This is a genomic window from Gordonia paraffinivorans, from assembly GCF_900683595.1.
GTDB classification, from domain to species: Bacteria; Actinomycetota; Actinomycetes; order Mycobacteriales; family Mycobacteriaceae; genus Gordonia; species Gordonia paraffinivorans.
In genome coordinates, this window is record NZ_CAACYD010000005.1 from 520,317 (window position 1) to 533,502 (window position 13,186).

The 13,186-nt window shown below is 69.8% G+C and carries 14 protein-coding genes; all 14 read right to left on the reverse strand.

Going from position 1 to position 13,186, the window contains the following annotated elements; translation table 11 throughout:
* Window positions 1-42: 42 nt before the first annotated feature.
* The 14 genes from E1P53_RS04470 to E1P53_RS04535 all read right to left on the reverse strand — a co-directional run bounded on the left by E1P53_RS04470 (window position 43) and on the right by E1P53_RS04535 (window position 13,155).
* Window positions 43-624, reverse strand: coding sequence for an adenine phosphoribosyltransferase (locus E1P53_RS04470; RefSeq protein WP_006899100.1), 582 nt, complete (start codon window positions 622-624; stop codon window positions 43-45).
* A 63-nt stretch (window positions 625-687) separates the two neighbouring features.
* On the reverse strand, window positions 688-2,385 hold the full coding sequence (locus tag E1P53_RS04475) for an ABC transporter substrate-binding protein (RefSeq protein ID WP_131733580.1): 1,698 nt from the start codon (window positions 2,383-2,385) through the stop codon (window positions 688-690).
* Between the two features lie 9 nt (window positions 2,386-2,394).
* Window positions 2,395-3,594, reverse strand: coding sequence for a protein translocase subunit SecF (gene secF / locus E1P53_RS04480; RefSeq protein ID WP_131733581.1), 1,200 nt, complete (start codon window positions 3,592-3,594; stop codon window positions 2,395-2,397).
* Complete coding sequence (gene secD, locus E1P53_RS04485) at window positions 3,591-5,306, reverse strand: protein translocase subunit SecD (protein WP_131733582.1); 1,716 nt, start codon at window positions 5,304-5,306, stop codon at window positions 3,591-3,593. Before secD ends, secF begins: the two co-directional genes overlap by 4 nt.
* Before the next feature lie 176 nt (window positions 5,307-5,482).
* Window positions 5,483-5,863 (reverse strand): preprotein translocase subunit YajC, encoded by a 381-nt coding sequence (yajC, locus tag E1P53_RS04490; protein WP_006899104.1) that lies wholly within the window; start codon window positions 5,861-5,863, stop codon window positions 5,483-5,485.
* A 207-nt stretch (window positions 5,864-6,070) separates the two neighbouring features.
* The gene (ruvB, locus tag E1P53_RS04495; protein ID WP_109238453.1) at window positions 6,071-7,168 is read right to left on the reverse strand and encodes a Holliday junction branch migration DNA helicase RuvB; all 1,098 of its coding nucleotides are present in this window, start codon (window positions 7,166-7,168) and stop codon (window positions 6,071-6,073) included.
* Entirely contained in the window at window positions 7,168-7,764 is a 597-nt protein-coding gene (gene ruvA, locus E1P53_RS04500; protein ID WP_109238454.1) for a Holliday junction branch migration protein RuvA, read from the reverse strand. Before ruvA ends, ruvB begins: the two co-directional genes overlap by 1 nt.
* On the reverse strand, window positions 7,761-8,330 hold the full coding sequence (gene ruvC / locus E1P53_RS04505; RefSeq protein ID WP_006899107.1) for a crossover junction endodeoxyribonuclease RuvC: 570 nt from the start codon (window positions 8,328-8,330) through the stop codon (window positions 7,761-7,763). Before ruvC ends, ruvA begins: the two co-directional genes overlap by 4 nt.
* Window positions 8,331-8,424: 94 nt before the next feature.
* Window positions 8,425-9,180, reverse strand: a complete 756-nt coding sequence (locus E1P53_RS04510) for a YebC/PmpR family DNA-binding transcriptional regulator (protein ID WP_006899108.1) — start codon at window positions 9,178-9,180, stop codon at window positions 8,425-8,427.
* Window positions 9,181-9,259: 79 nt separating this feature from the next.
* Window positions 9,260-9,880: a pyridoxal 5'-phosphate synthase glutaminase subunit PdxT gene (gene pdxT / locus E1P53_RS04515; RefSeq protein WP_131733583.1), complete on the reverse strand. Its 621-nt coding sequence runs from the start codon at window positions 9,878-9,880 to the stop codon at window positions 9,260-9,262.
* Window positions 9,877-10,731, reverse strand: a complete 855-nt coding sequence (locus tag E1P53_RS04520; protein ID WP_131733584.1) for an acyl-CoA thioesterase — start codon at window positions 10,729-10,731, stop codon at window positions 9,877-9,879. The genes pdxT and E1P53_RS04520 overlap by 4 nt, the downstream gene beginning before the upstream one ends.
* Before the next feature lie 55 nt (window positions 10,732-10,786).
* A complete protein-coding gene (locus E1P53_RS04525) occupies window positions 10,787-11,266 on the reverse strand; it encodes a helix-turn-helix transcriptional regulator (RefSeq protein WP_006899111.1) in 480 nt (159 codons plus the stop codon).
* A 205-nt stretch (window positions 11,267-11,471) separates the two neighbouring features.
* Entirely contained in the window at window positions 11,472-12,257 is a 786-nt protein-coding gene (locus tag E1P53_RS04530) for an FHA domain-containing protein (protein WP_131733585.1), read from the reverse strand.
* A 13-nt stretch (window positions 12,258-12,270) separates the two neighbouring features.
* Entirely contained in the window at window positions 12,271-13,155 is an 885-nt protein-coding gene (locus E1P53_RS04535) for a PP2C family protein-serine/threonine phosphatase (protein WP_131733586.1), read from the reverse strand.
* Between the last annotated feature and the right edge of the window lie 31 nt (window positions 13,156-13,186).

A 13,186-nucleotide genomic window follows, 5' to 3' on the forward strand; every position in this document is an offset into this window, starting at 1 on the left:
GTCTAGTTCCTCACCCGTCACAGCTCGACGGGTTGCACCGGGTCAGGCGTCGAGTGCGACCGAGTGCACCGGGACACCGGCACCGAGGCCGCGGGCGATGGTCTCGCGTCCGCGGAGGCCGGAGAGCTCCATGATCACCGCGACACCCACCACGCTGGCGCCGGTCCGGTTCAGCAGGTCGGCCGCGGCGACCGCGGTGCCGCCGGTGGCCAGCACGTCGTCGACGAGCAGAACCCGCATCCCGGAGAGGCCGAGACCGTCGTCGGCCGGGATCTCCAGCGTCGCCGTGCCGTACTCGAGGTCGTAGGTGATGGAGTGCACCGGCGGCGGCAGCTTGCCGCCCTTGCGCACCGCGAGCACCCCCACCCCGAGTTCGCGCGCCACGGCCCCGCCGAGCAGGAAGCCGCGCGCGTCGATGCCGGCCACGAGGTCGATGTCGGTGCAGCCGTGCGTCAGTGCGGTGACGATCGCCGACAACCCCTCCGCATCGGCGAGGACGGGAGTCAGGTCCTTGAAAGCGATTCCGGGACTGGGGAAATCGTCGACGAGACGCGCGTGCCGGGCGATCGCCTCCTGCGCCCGTACCACCGCCTCGGCGGTGCGGTCGCCTGTCACCTCGGCCATCGTCTACTCCCTCGCTCCACGGTCGTCCGACGACCCGTCATTCCCTGATCGTCCAACGACCTGTCATTCCTTGATCGTCCAACGATCGATGTTCCACCCGGTGCCGCTGCGCGCCAGACCCGGCACGACGCCACCGATCCGATCCTTCCACTGCCGCACCCGGGGAGATGCGAACAGGGGTATCGACGGCATCGCCGACCACGCGGCGTTCTCGATGGAGCGGGCCAACCGGAGCCGTTCGGGTTCGGATGCGGTCACCGCGTACTGGTCGACCCCACGGCTGATCTGCGGGTCGCGGATGCCCGACAGGTCGAGCGGATCGCCGCTGCGCAGCGCGTAGGCGTCACGGGTGGGATCGGCAGCACCGGCGGCCGCGAACGACGCCCCGCCGGCGATGATCATCGCGTCGACGTGCTTGCCGAGAGCGTCGGCCTCCATGTCCGGGTTGGCGACGTCCTCGACCACGAAGCCCGCGTCGCGGCACGACTCCGCGATCGCCGCGGTCATCTGCTTCCAGCGCTCGGTCGGCGCGAGGTACCCGAGTCGGACCGTCCGCGGGCGCAACGCACCCTCGCCACCCTGCCCCGTCGCCTCGCGCAGCAGCGTCCGCGCACGTTCGGGATTCGGCTTGCGGTAATTGCGCCCGAACTCGCCGTTCATCGGATCGGCGAGGTTGTCGGCCGGGACCAGCACGCGCAGGTTCCACATCTGGGCGCCGTTGGAGAAGTCGCGGGTGAGATCCGGCCGGGGCACGCACGAGGCGAAGGCCTGACGTATCCGGGCGTCTCCGAAGACGCCGCGAGCGGCGAGCACGATCTGCTCGACCCCGACCGCCCGGGACGGCGACGACGGACCGTCGGCGCCGGACGAGCCGGCGATCTCGCCGTCGACGATCCCGGCGGTCACGTCGACGACGTCGAACTTCCCGTCCGGCAGGCGGCGGGTGGCGTCGGTGCCGCGACCCCAGATCACGATCCGGGAGGTGGCCGGACGATCACCCCACCACTGATCGTTGGGCACCAGCACCAGCCCACCCGATCGCGAGTAGCGATCGATCCGGTAGGGCCCGGACGAGGGGAAACGATCGTGGTCCACCGGGCCGAAGGTCAGGGCGAAGCCGGTGTTCCAGGCGGTGGCGATGCGGGCGATCGCGGCACGGTCCATGCCGCGGATCGAGTCGACGACGTCGGCGAGCCCGGCCTCGCGGGCGACGACATGGGCGGGCAGCAGCGTCCCGGCGCCGAACAGCGACAGCCAGTCCTGGTAGAAGCGGCCGGACGCGAATCGCACCGTCGCGGTCTTGTCGCCGGGCGCGCACTCGACGGCCTCGATGTCGCGGTAACCGGCGGTCGTCGCCGGGGTGAATCCCGGGAACCGGCCGCTCATCGCGGCCCAGGCAAGCAACAGGTCGTCACAGTCGAGCGCGACGCCGTCGGAGAACTTCGCCTCCGGTGTGAACTCGTACCGCAGCGTCGGCACCCGGTCGGGCACCTGGGTGACGGTGCCGACGTCGCGGTCCGGGATCACCTGGCCCTGCGGCCCGAGCAGGCTGAATCCGGGCAGCAACCGGGTGGTCGCCATGAGCACGCCGTCGGCGTTGCCGTCCACCGTGTTGGCGTTGTAGCCCGAGATCCGCGCGTCGACGACGTAGTCGATGGTCGGCGGCCCGCCGTCGCCGCAGGCGGTGAGCACACCGGCACCCGCGACGACCCCGACGAACAGGCTCAGGACCCTGATGACACCCCGCTGCCTCACGAACACGTCGTGAGACTAGCGGTTCCGCCGGCGTTTGCCCGTCGGGACCTTCGCTTCCGTGTCGTCCGTGTCGGCCACCGCGGCGCGCGCCGGGCGACGATGCCGCACCGGACGATCCCGCTCCGACGTCTCGATGCCGGCGCGACGGTTGAGGACCCGGGTGGTGTGCCGCTTGACGTCCTCGCGACGCTCTTTGAGCGTCACCAGCAACGGCGCGGCGAGGAACACCGACGAGTAGGTGCCGACCACGACGCCGACGAGCTGGATCAGACCGAGGTCCTTGAGCGTGCCGACACCGAGCAGCCACACCGCCACGACCATCAGGGCGATGATCGGCAGCACCGAGATGACGGTGGTGTTGATCGAGCGCATGAGGGTCTGGTTGATGGCCAGGTTGGCCTGTTCGGCGTAGGTCCGGCGCGTGGTCTGCAGGACCGAGCGGGTGTTCTCGGCGACCTTGTCGAAGACGACGACCGTGTCGTAGATCGAGAAACCGAGGATGGTGAGCAGGCCGATGACCGTCGCCGGGGTGACCTCCCAGCCGACGAGCGAGTAGACGCCGGCGGTCGCGACGATGTCGAAGAACAGCGACACCAGGGCCGCCACCGACATCTCGCGGTCGAAGCGCACCGCGATGTAGACGAAGACGATCACCAGGAACACGACCAGCGCGATCACCATCTTCTCGGTGATCTCGCGGCCCCAGGTGGAGCTCACGTCGGAGATGCTGACCTCGGCGGCGGAGAGTTCCGGGCCGAATTCGGCGGCGAGCGCCCGGGTCACCGCCTCGGCCTGCTGGAGGTCGAGGGTCTCGGTGCGCACCTGGACGGTGGCGCTGCTGCCGGCGCCGGCGGTCTGGACCGATTCCGGCTCCTTGCCGAGCGCGTCGGTCACTACGGTCTCCACCGAATCGGCGGTGATCTCCGAGGAGACCACGGGCACCGACATCTGGGTGCCGCCCTCGAAGTCGATACCGAAGGTGAACCCGCGGATCGCGATCGACGCGACGCAGATCAGCAGGAGCACGCCGGTGACGATGTACCACATCTTCCGCTTGCCGACGATCTCGAAGGCACCCGTACCCGTGTAGAGCCGGGAGAAGAACGACCGCTTGGTGTCGGCGACGAAGTCGGCGTCGGTTCCTTGCGACGGCGTGGCGTCGTCGAGGACCGCGGTGTCGGCGGTGTCCGGGTTCTGGTTGTCCGGTGTGGTCATCGCGCAGACCCCTTCTCGCTGGTGTCGGTGTCCGGGTTCGACGACGTCGCGCCGGCCGCCGTCGCGCCGGCCTTGGCCGCCGCCTGCCGGCGGGCCGCGACCTTGCGTTCGCGCGCCACCTCGGCGACCGCGCCGAGACCGTTGACACTCGGCTTGGACATGAACGACGACCGGCTGGCGAGCACCACCAGCGGGTGCGTCACCAGGAACACGACCATGACGTCGAGGATCGTGGTGAGACCCAGGGTGAACGCGAAGCCGCGCACCTCGCCGATGGCAAGGATGTAGATCACCGCCGCGGCGATGAAGCTGACGGCGTTACCCGACCAGATGGTCCGACGGGCGCTCGCCCAACCGCGGGGCACCGCCGACCGGAAACTGCGTCCCTCGCGTATCTCGTCCTTGATGCGCTCGAAGTAGACGACGAACGAGTCGGCGGTCATGCCGATACCGATGATCAGACCGGCGATGCCGGCGAGGTCGAGGGTGAACCCGATCCAGCGCCCGAGCAGCACGATGATGCCGTAGACCATCGCGCCGGACAGCACCAGCGACAGGATCGTCAGGATGCCGAGCATGCGGTAGTAGGCCAGGGCGTAGAGGAACACCGCGATCAGGCCGATCGCGCCTGCGATCAGGCCCGCTCGCAACGACGACAGGCCGAGGGTCGCCGACACCGTCTCGGCGTCGGAGGCGTTGAACGACAACGGCAGCGAACCGTATTTCAGGACGTTGGCCAGCTCGTTCGACGACGCCTCGGTGAACGGGTCGGCGCTGCTGCCGCTGATGCGGGTCTGGCCGCCCGGGATCGGCTCGTTGATGGCGGGCGCGGAGACGACGCGCGAGTCCAGCGTGAACGCGGTCTGCGTCCGGTTGGGCGCTTCCTGCGCGGTGTACTTCGGCCAGAAGCTCGCGGCCTTGCCCTTGAACTCGAGGGTGACGACCCATTCGCCGGTCTGCGGGTCGGTGCCGGCGGCGGCGTCCTTGATGTCGCGGCCGTCGATGATCTGCGGGCCGAGGAGGTAGACCTCCTTGCCGTCGGTGGAGCAGGCCACCAGGTACTCGTCGGGCTTGTCGTTGCCAAGGAGCGGGTCGTTGGCGGTCGGCGAGCAGTCGATCTTCGACATGTACTGCTGCAGCGCCTCCAACTGCTGCTGGGAGGCGTCGCCGGGGGCCTGGCGCAGCTTGCGCTGCTCGGCGATCGCGGCCGCCGCCTCTTCGGTGGGCGTGCCGTCGGTGCTCTTGTCGTCCTCGGGCTCCTCCGGCTTCGGCGGCTGCGGGGTCGCCGGCACCGCCCCGATGACCGGGCGCACGTACAGGCGTGCGGTCTGGCCGAGCGACTTGGCCTGCGCGCCGTCCTGACCGGGGACCGTGATGACCAGGTTGTTGCCGGTGACGACCACCTCGGATCCCGCGACACCGAGACCGTTGACACGTTGCTCGATGATCTGCTTCGCCTGGTCGAGCTGGGAGCGGGTGGGCTCCTTGCCGTCCTCGGTGCGGGCGGTCAGGGTGACCCGGGTGCCGCCCTGCAGGTCGATGCCGAGCTTGGGCTCCAGGGTCTTGGGGCCGGTGAAGTACACGAGTCCGTAGACGACGGCGAGCAGCGCGAGGAACGCCACCAGCGGGCGCCACGGCGGGGTCTCACGACTCGGTCGCGACCGTTTCCGGGCGGGACTGGCCGCCTTCCCGGTCGAGCGAGGAGTTGTCACAGCTGTTCTGGTCTCCTTCTGGGAACGTCAACCGGCCGAGGTGGATCCGGCCGCAAGACCCCCGACCGACGCGGGCGGCCCGTACGCGCGCGAGCGCACACGGGCCACCTCAGAGCAGACAATCGCGTCGGAGGTCGTGTCGGGCACCGCGTCACGACGACGCGGCGCCCGGATGATCACTTGTCGGTGTCGCGACCCTCGTCGGAGGACGGCTTGTCCAGGCTCACCGAGTCGTCCGAGTAGCCCTCGAACTCGTCCTCGGGGGCGGTGTGCCCCGGGTAGGTGGCCGCGGCCTCGTCGGTCGGCACGATGCGCATGATCGCGAGGCGGTTCCAGCGGGTCACCACGCCGGTGGCGATCTCGACGTCGACGTAGTCCGAGGAGGTGGCGTCGATGACGGTGCCGAACAGGCCGGAGGTCAGCTGGATACGGGTACCCGTGGACACCGAGCTCTGCATCTCCTGCATTTCGGCGACACGCTTCTTCTGCTTCCGCATCGACAAGAACATGAAGCCGGCGAGCAGTGCCAGCAGGAGGGGGAAGAGCAGAGCGTCCATGGGTGAGAGTCAGTCCTTTGTATTTCGTGGGTGTACCGCGAGCCATCACCCCGCGTCAGTGGACGTGAGGGATCTTCGTGGCTCAGCCGTGCTCCACACAGTGTGCCACGTCCGGCGCCCGCGTCATCCCTGCAGGTGGTGTGCTACCTCACGCCCGGGTCGGGGTGCCGGGGTTCCCCGGCGGCGTCCGGGATCGGACAGTCGGGGTCAGAGGTCGTCGAACAGCGAGCCCGTCGGGATCTCCCGGGGGCGGGCGCCGAAGCTCGCGTTCATCGCACCGGCCGGCGGGGTGAGCCCGAGGTGGTGCCAGGCGGCCGCCGTGGCGACGCGTCCGCGCGGCGTTCGGGCGATCATGCCGGCGCGCACGAGGAACGGCTCGCACACCTCCTCGACGGTCGCGGGCTCCTCACCGACCGCGACGGCCAGGGTGGAGACCCCGACCGGTCCCCCGCCGAATCCCCGGATGAGGGCGTCGAGGACGGCGCGGTCGAGTCGGTCGAAGCCGAGTTCGTCGACGTCGTAGACCTTGAGCGCGGCGCGGGCGATGTCGACGGTGACCGTGCCGTCGCCGCGGACCTCGGCGTAGTCGCGGACGCGCCGCAGGAGCCGGTTGGCGATGCGCGGCGTCCCGCGGGAGCGTCGGGCGATCTCCTCCGCGGCGTCGGGCCGCAGCGCGATGCCGAGGATGCCGGCCGAGCGCTTGAGCACTCGCACGAGTTCGCCGGGCTCGTAGAACTCCATGTGCGCGGTGAAGCCGAACCGGTCGCGCAGGGGGCCGGTCAGCGATCCGGAGCGGGTGGTGGCCCCGACCAGGGTGAACGGCGCGACGTCGAGCGGGATCGAGGTGGCCCCGGGCCCCTTGCCGACGACGACGTCCACACGGAAATCCTCCATCGCCAGGTACAGCATCTCCTCGGCCGGCCGGGCGATGCGGTGGATCTCGTCGATGAACAGGACATCGCCCTCGACGAGGTTCGACAGCATCGCGGCGAGGTCGCCGGCGCGTTCGAGTGCCGGACCTGACGTGACGCGGATCGCCGCGCCCATCTCCGACGCGATGATCATCGCGAGCGAGGTCTTGCCGAGTCCGGGTGGTCCCGACAGCAGGATGTGGTCGGGGGTGCCGCCGCGCTTGCGGGCGCCGTGCAGCACGAGTTCGAGCTGTTCGCAGACGCGCGGCTGGCCGATGAAGTCCGCCAGCGACCGGGGCCGCAACCCGGCGTCGAGGTCGCCGTCGGAGCGGACCGGCGTCGCCGAGACCTCCCGTTCGGCGAAATCGGTGGCGCGGTCCGGGTCGTCGGTCATCACGAGGCCTTACCGAGCAGCGTCAACGAGCGCCGCAGCGCGGTGGACGCGTCGGCGTCGGGGGTGTCGGCCAGGACGGCGGCGACCGCCTTCTCGGCATGTGCGGCGGTGAAACCCAGACCGACGAGGGCCTCGGCCACCTGGTCGCGCACTCCCCCGCCGGCCACCGCACCGCCCGCCGCGGGTTCCCCGGCCGGGCGGTCCACCTTGTCGCGCAGCTCGACGCACAGGCGCTCGGCGACGCGCTTGCCGATCCCGGGCACCGAGGTGAGCGCCTTGGTGTCGGACTCGGCGAGCGCACGGCGCAGCGCATCGGGCTCCAGGACGGCGAGGGTCGCCATCGCGAGTCGCGGTCCGACGCCGGTGACCGTCTGCAACAGAGCGAACAGCGCACGTGCGTCGGGCTCTGTGAACCCGTACAGGGTCATCGAATCCTCGCGGACGATCATCGAGGTCAACAGCGTCGCCTCTTCTCCCCGGCGCAGCCGCGACAGCGTCGCCGGGGTCGCGAGGACGCGGTATCCGACTCCCGCACAATCGATCACGGCGTGATCGAGTGCGATCTCCACGACCGGGCCACGGACTGACGCGATCATGCGCGACTCCCCTCTCGTGCCTCGGCGATCCGCTGCCGGTGTCGGGCGGCGGCCGCCTCGGCCTTCTTCTGCGCCTCCGCCATCCGCTCCATCATCGGCCCGCGCCAGCAGTGACAGATCGCGATCGCCAGCGCGTCGGCGGCGTCGGCCGGCTTGGGCTTGGTCTGCATCCCGAGGATGCGGGTGACCATCATGGTCACCTGGGCCTTGTCGGCGCGACCGCTGCCGGTGACGGCGGCCTTGACCTCCGACGGCGTGTGGAACCGGACCGGCACGTCGCGCTGCCCGGCGGCGAGCGCGATGACCCCGCCGGCCTGGGCGGTGCCCATCGCCGTGGAGACCTGGTTCTGGGCGAAGACCCGTTCGATGGCGACCGCGTCCGGCTGATGCACGTCGAGCCAGTGACACGCCTGGGTGTAGACCCTCATCAGCCGCTCGGCGAGCTCCATGTCGCTGGGGGTGCGCACCACGTCGACGTCGAGCGCGGTCACCGATCTCCCGCGTCCGGACTCCACCAGCGCGATACCGCACCGGGTGAGCCCCGGATCGACGCCCATGACGCGCACAAAACCCTCCCGAGCGAACCTCTTGCGAACAGTTGTTCGAGATTCTATCGGGAGGGTCCGACAACCCCGGGGATCAACACGCCCCGGGCAACGCTCAGTCGTTCTCGAGCTCGGCGAGGACCTCGTCGCTGACGTCGACGTTGCTGTAGACGTTCTGCACGTCGTCGCAGTCCTCGAGGGCGTCGATCAGTTTGAACACCTTGCGCGCGCCGTCGGCGTCGACCGCGACCTCGACCGACGGGCGGAAGCTGGCCTCGGCGGAGTCGTAGTCGATGCCCGCCTCCTGCAGCGCGGTGCGCACCGCGACCAGGTCTCCGGGCTCGCTGACGATCTCGAAGGACTCACCGAGATCGGTGACCTCCTCGGCCCCGGCGTCGAGCACGGCCATGAGGATGTCGTCCTCGGTCTGCCCGTTCTTCTCCAGGGTGACGACGCCCTTGCGGGCGAACAGGTACGACACCGAGCCCGGGTCGGCCATGCTGCCGCCGTTGCGGGACATCGCGGTGCGGACCTCGCCGGCGGCGCGGTTGCGGTTGTCGGTGAGGCACTCGATGAGGATCGCCACGCCATTGGGGCCGTAGCCCTCGTACATGATGGTCTGCCAGTCGGCGCCGCCGGCTTCCTCACCGGCACCGCGCTTGCGCGCGCGTTCGATGTTGTCGTTGGGAACCGAGGACTTCTTCGCCTTCTGGATGGCGTCGAAGAGCGTCGGGTTGCCGGCCGGGTCTCCGCCGCCGGTACGTGCCGCCACCTCGATGTTCTTGATCAGCTTGGCGAACATCTTGCCGCGCTTGGCGTCGATCACCGCCTTCTTGTGCTTGGTGGTGGCCCATTTGGAGTGGCCGCTCATGTGTCCGTCGCATCCTTTCCGGCGCAGGTACGCGGCTCGATGCCGCGGGCGTCTGCTCTATCGCTGGTTCGGCACGATCTTACCGACGCACCATCTCCACGAAATATTCGTGTACTCGGCGGTCCCCCGTCACCTCCGGGTGGAAGGACGTGGCGAGCACCTTATTCTGCCGCACCGCGACGATCCGTCCCTGCGCAGGTCCCTCGGGCACACGCGCGAGGACCTCCACATCCGGCGAGACCGATTCGACCCAGGGCGCCCGGATGAACACCGCGCGCATGCGCTGCGCGCCGGGCCGGTCGGTGATCCCGGCGAAGTCGAGGTCTGTCTCGAAGCTCTCCACCTGACGGCCGAATGCGTTGCGGCGCACCGTGATGTCGAGGGCGTCGAGATGCCGTGCGTCGGGGCGGGTGTCGAGGATGGTCGAGGCCAGCATGATCATCCCGGCACACGAGCCGTAGGCCGGCATCCCGTCGCGCAGACGCGCGACGAGCGGGTCGTGGAGGTCGAAGATGCCGAGCAGCTTGCTCATCGTCGTCGACTCGCCGCCGGGGATGACGATCGCGTCCACCTCGTCCAGCTCCGCCTGCCTGCGGACCGGCACCGCCTCGGCCCCGGCCGCATGCAGGGCGTGGACATGCTCGCGGACGTCGCCCTGAAGTGCGAGAACCCCGATCCGGGGTCGTGTCGCCGCGCTCACCGGTCGGTCCGCGCGTGCTGGTCTGCGGGCATCTCTCGTCCGGTGCGGGCGAGGCCCTCCTGCGTCACCGCGGCCACCATGCGGCCGGAGCGGTCGAAGATCCGGCCCTGGGTGAGCGCACGGCCGCCGGCGGCAGACGGCGAGGTCTGGTCGTAGAGCAGCCAGTCGTCGGCCCGGAACGGGCGCATGAACCACATGGCATGGTCGAGCGAGGCGACCTGCGGGTTGGAATCGGGGTGCGGAACCCGCGACGAGCCGAGCAGCGTCATGTCGCTCATGTAGGCGAGGGTGCCGACGTGGAACACCGTGTCGTCCGGCAGCCGGTGCCGGTATCGGAACCAAACCCGTTGCTGTGCAGCGAAATACGGCGACGTCACCATCTTCTCGCGCGGCACCACGCGCAGGTCGAAGTTGCTCCACTCCTTGAACACCGCACGCTCCTCCTCGCCCATCTCGTCGAGCCGGTCGTTCAGCTCGGTGGGTTCGGGGACCGGCGGCATGCGGTCCTGGTGTTCGATGCCGGTGTCGGTGCGGACGTGGAACGAGGCCGACATCGTGAAGATGGCCTCGCCCCGCTGGATGCCGGTGACCCGGCGGGTGACGAAGGACCGCCCGTCGCGGATGCGGTCGACGAGGAAGACCGCCGGGATGTCCGGGTCGCCGGGGCGCAGGAAGTACCCGTGCAGCGAGTGGACGTGGAACTCGGGGTCCACGGTCCGGGTCGCCGACATCAGCGACTGGCCGGCGACCTGGCCGCCGAAGGTGCGCTGGAGGTGACTCGGGAACGCGCCACCCCGGTAGATGTCGGTCTCGATCTGCTCGACCTGGAGTATGTCCTCGATGGCTGCCACGCCGACCAGTATCGCCCACGTGACGGCGATCGCCGTGGTGAGGGGCGAATCCGGGTCAGAGCTCGTCGAGCGACATGATGCCGTCCTGGATGGCACGGGCGACGAGCGACGCCTTGGTCGGTGCGGGACGGCCGATCTCGGCGTACTTGGCGCGGATGCGGGTGAGATGGGTGTTCACGGTGCCCAGCGAGATGTAGAGCTCCTGGGCGACCGCGGGCTTGGAGTCGACGAGCATCCAGGTGCGCAGCACCTCGATCTCGCGAGCGGTGAGGTTCGGCTTCGCGCGGCCGCTCGCGGCCTGCGAGCCGTCGTCGGAGACGGCGGGACGGGCCGGCGCGGCGGGCACGCGGTGCAGGTGCGGATGACCGGCGCGATGGCCGAGCCCCGGCTGGGCGGCCTGATGCGGGATGTGCCGGCCCGGCAGCGGCATCCGGCGGGCCGCGAGGCGCGCGAGGGCCTCCTGGCGGCGCTTGAGCGCCTCGGCGTCTCGACGAGCGTCACGCAGGTGCTGGGCCGGGTGGGCGATCGCAGTCATGGTGTGTCCTCTTCACTCATTCGAACCGGATGGTTTCTGGCCGGGACGTTCCGGCGATGAGTTGAAGATTATGGGCGTGCGCGCCCGGCGTCGATGGGGAGAACTCCCCATGCCGTTTTCGCAGGTCACAGCCTTGCACGTGTGAGTGCGACCCGGATGCGCCCCCCTAGGGGACCACCACTACCGGGCGGAGGGCCGAGCCGGATCAGCCGGCGGCGTTGCGCGCCGCCTCGGCGTCGATCAGCGGCAGGTCCGCACGCGTGACGATGCGCGAGGCGATCGCGTACTCGACGAGCTTCGTGCGGCGGTTGGACGCGAGCTTGCCTCCCCCGCCGCGCATCCCGCTCACACCGAGCTGATCGAGCTTGTCGCAGACGTTGTCGAGCTTGCGGTTGAACTTCGTCAGCGACCAGCCCAGCCGCCGGGCGGCCTGCGCCGAGGACGGGATCGCACTGGCCCCGGTCCCCTCGCGACGCAGGATCTCCTCGGCGAGCACGACGATGAGCAGCTTCTGGCTCTCGGTCAGGGTCGGCACGCCCTGCGTGGTGTGGCCGCCGGAGAACTCCGGCCGAGTCACCGACTTCACCTGCGGCGCCCGGGCGAAGACGCTCAGCTCATAGGTGGTCGGTCCGGCGGTGAACACGATCGTCGTCTCGCCGAAGACCAGCGGCATGCGCGCACCCGGTCCGAGCGTCGCTGTGAAACCGACGTCGCCGGCCGAGACGCTCGCCGACAGGTGGGTGCCCAGGTTGGTCAGCCACCACAGCCCGTTCTCGTTGTGCACCACCAGGAACCGGCGATGCAGGTACGGGTTGTCGTCGATCGACAGGTCGGCTTCCCGGCCGATGAAGAAACGACGCCCGGGATCGAGTTCGGTCCGCTCCCCGCAGTATTCGACGTATGTCGCGGAGTCGTCGGTCCCGGAAGCGGCGGCCCCGGTGCCGGGAACCGGCGCAGCAGGCGACACCGGGCTGTCCTGACCAGGATTCATCGGGTCCGTCCGATCAACCGGCGCTCTCCGCGCCCGGGTTCTCGCCGGCGGCGTCCGCGGCGTCGGTCGACGTCTCCGCGGAAGCGTCGACGGCAGGCATCGTCAGCGTCGGCACCGACTCGTGCACGGCCACCACGATGACGGTGACGTTGTCGTGGGCGCCCAGGGCGAGCGCGGCGTCGACGAGGCGTTCGGCCGCTTCCTCCGACGACGAGGAGCTCGCGAGGATGTCGCCGATCTCCTCGTCGGGCAGTTCGCCGGTGAGTCCGTCGGTGCACAGCAGCAACACGTCGCCGGGGAAGGCCGGGGTGTTGAAGAAGTCGGGAACCGGATCGATCATCCCGGCGCCGAGCGCGCGGGTGATCACGTTGCGCCGAGGGTCGGTGCGCGCCTGCTCGGTCGTCAGGAATCCGGCGTCGATGAACTCCTGGACCTGCGAGTGATCGGTGGTGAGCTGCTGCAGGGTGCCGTTCTGGAACCGATAGGTCCGCGAGTCGCCGATGTTGAGCACCAGCCAGTGCGGGTTGTCGTCGTGCATGACGAGGACGGCGCCGGTGGTCGTGGTACCCGCACGACGGTCGGTCTCGGTGTCGATCTCGCCGATCCGTCGTTGCGCGGCGACGAGGAGGTCGTCGAGCTGCAGCTTCGTCGCGTCCAGCTCGCCCGCGCTCGTCGCCTGCGAGAGGGTGAGCAGCGCCGCCTCGCTGGCCAGTTCGCCGCTGTCGTGTCCGCCCATGCCGTCGGCGATGAGATAGATGCCCGGCAGGACGAGCGCCGCGTCCTCGTTGGTCTCGCGCACCCGTCCGACATTGCAGGCCGCCGACCACTCGAGCCGCAGTTCACCCACGATGTGTGTGCCCGAGACCGAGGCGTCTCGAACGATGGTCGCCGCATCCATGATCAGCAGATACTACCGTCGAAGAGCCCCC

What these genes read in the sequence shown, in the direction of transcription:
- E1P53_RS04470 (WP_006899100.1), bottom strand. Translation starts at nt 624, where the DNA reads ATGGCCGAGGTGACAGGCGACCGCACCGCCGAGGCGGTGGTACGGGCG.
- secF (WP_131733581.1), bottom strand. Translation starts at nt 3,594, where the DNA reads ATGACCACACCGGACAACCAGAACCCGGACACCGCCGACACCGCGGTC.
- yajC (WP_006899104.1), bottom strand. Translation starts at nt 5,863, where the DNA reads ATGGACGCTCTGCTCTTCCCCCTCCTGCTGGCACTGCTCGCCGGCTTC.
- ruvB (WP_109238453.1), bottom strand. Translation starts at nt 7,168, where the DNA reads ATGACCGACGACCCGGACCGCGCCACCGATTTCGCCGAACGGGAGGTC.
- ruvA (WP_109238454.1), bottom strand. Translation starts at nt 7,764, where the DNA reads ATGATCGCGTCAGTCCGTGGCCCGGTCGTGGAGATCGCACTCGATCAC.
- E1P53_RS04510 (WP_006899108.1), bottom strand. Translation starts at nt 9,180, where the DNA reads ATGAGCGGCCACTCCAAATGGGCCACCACCAAGCACAAGAAGGCGGTG.
- E1P53_RS04525 (WP_006899111.1), bottom strand. Translation starts at nt 11,266, where the DNA reads ATGACTGCGATCGCCCACCCGGCCCAGCACCTGCGTGACGCTCGTCGA.
- E1P53_RS04530 (WP_131733585.1), bottom strand. Translation starts at nt 12,257, where the DNA reads ATGAATCCTGGTCAGGACAGCCCGGTGTCGCCTGCTGCGCCGGTTCCC.
- E1P53_RS04535 (WP_131733586.1), bottom strand. Translation starts at nt 13,155, where the DNA reads ATGGATGCGGCGACCATCGTTCGAGACGCCTCGGTCTCGGGCACACAC.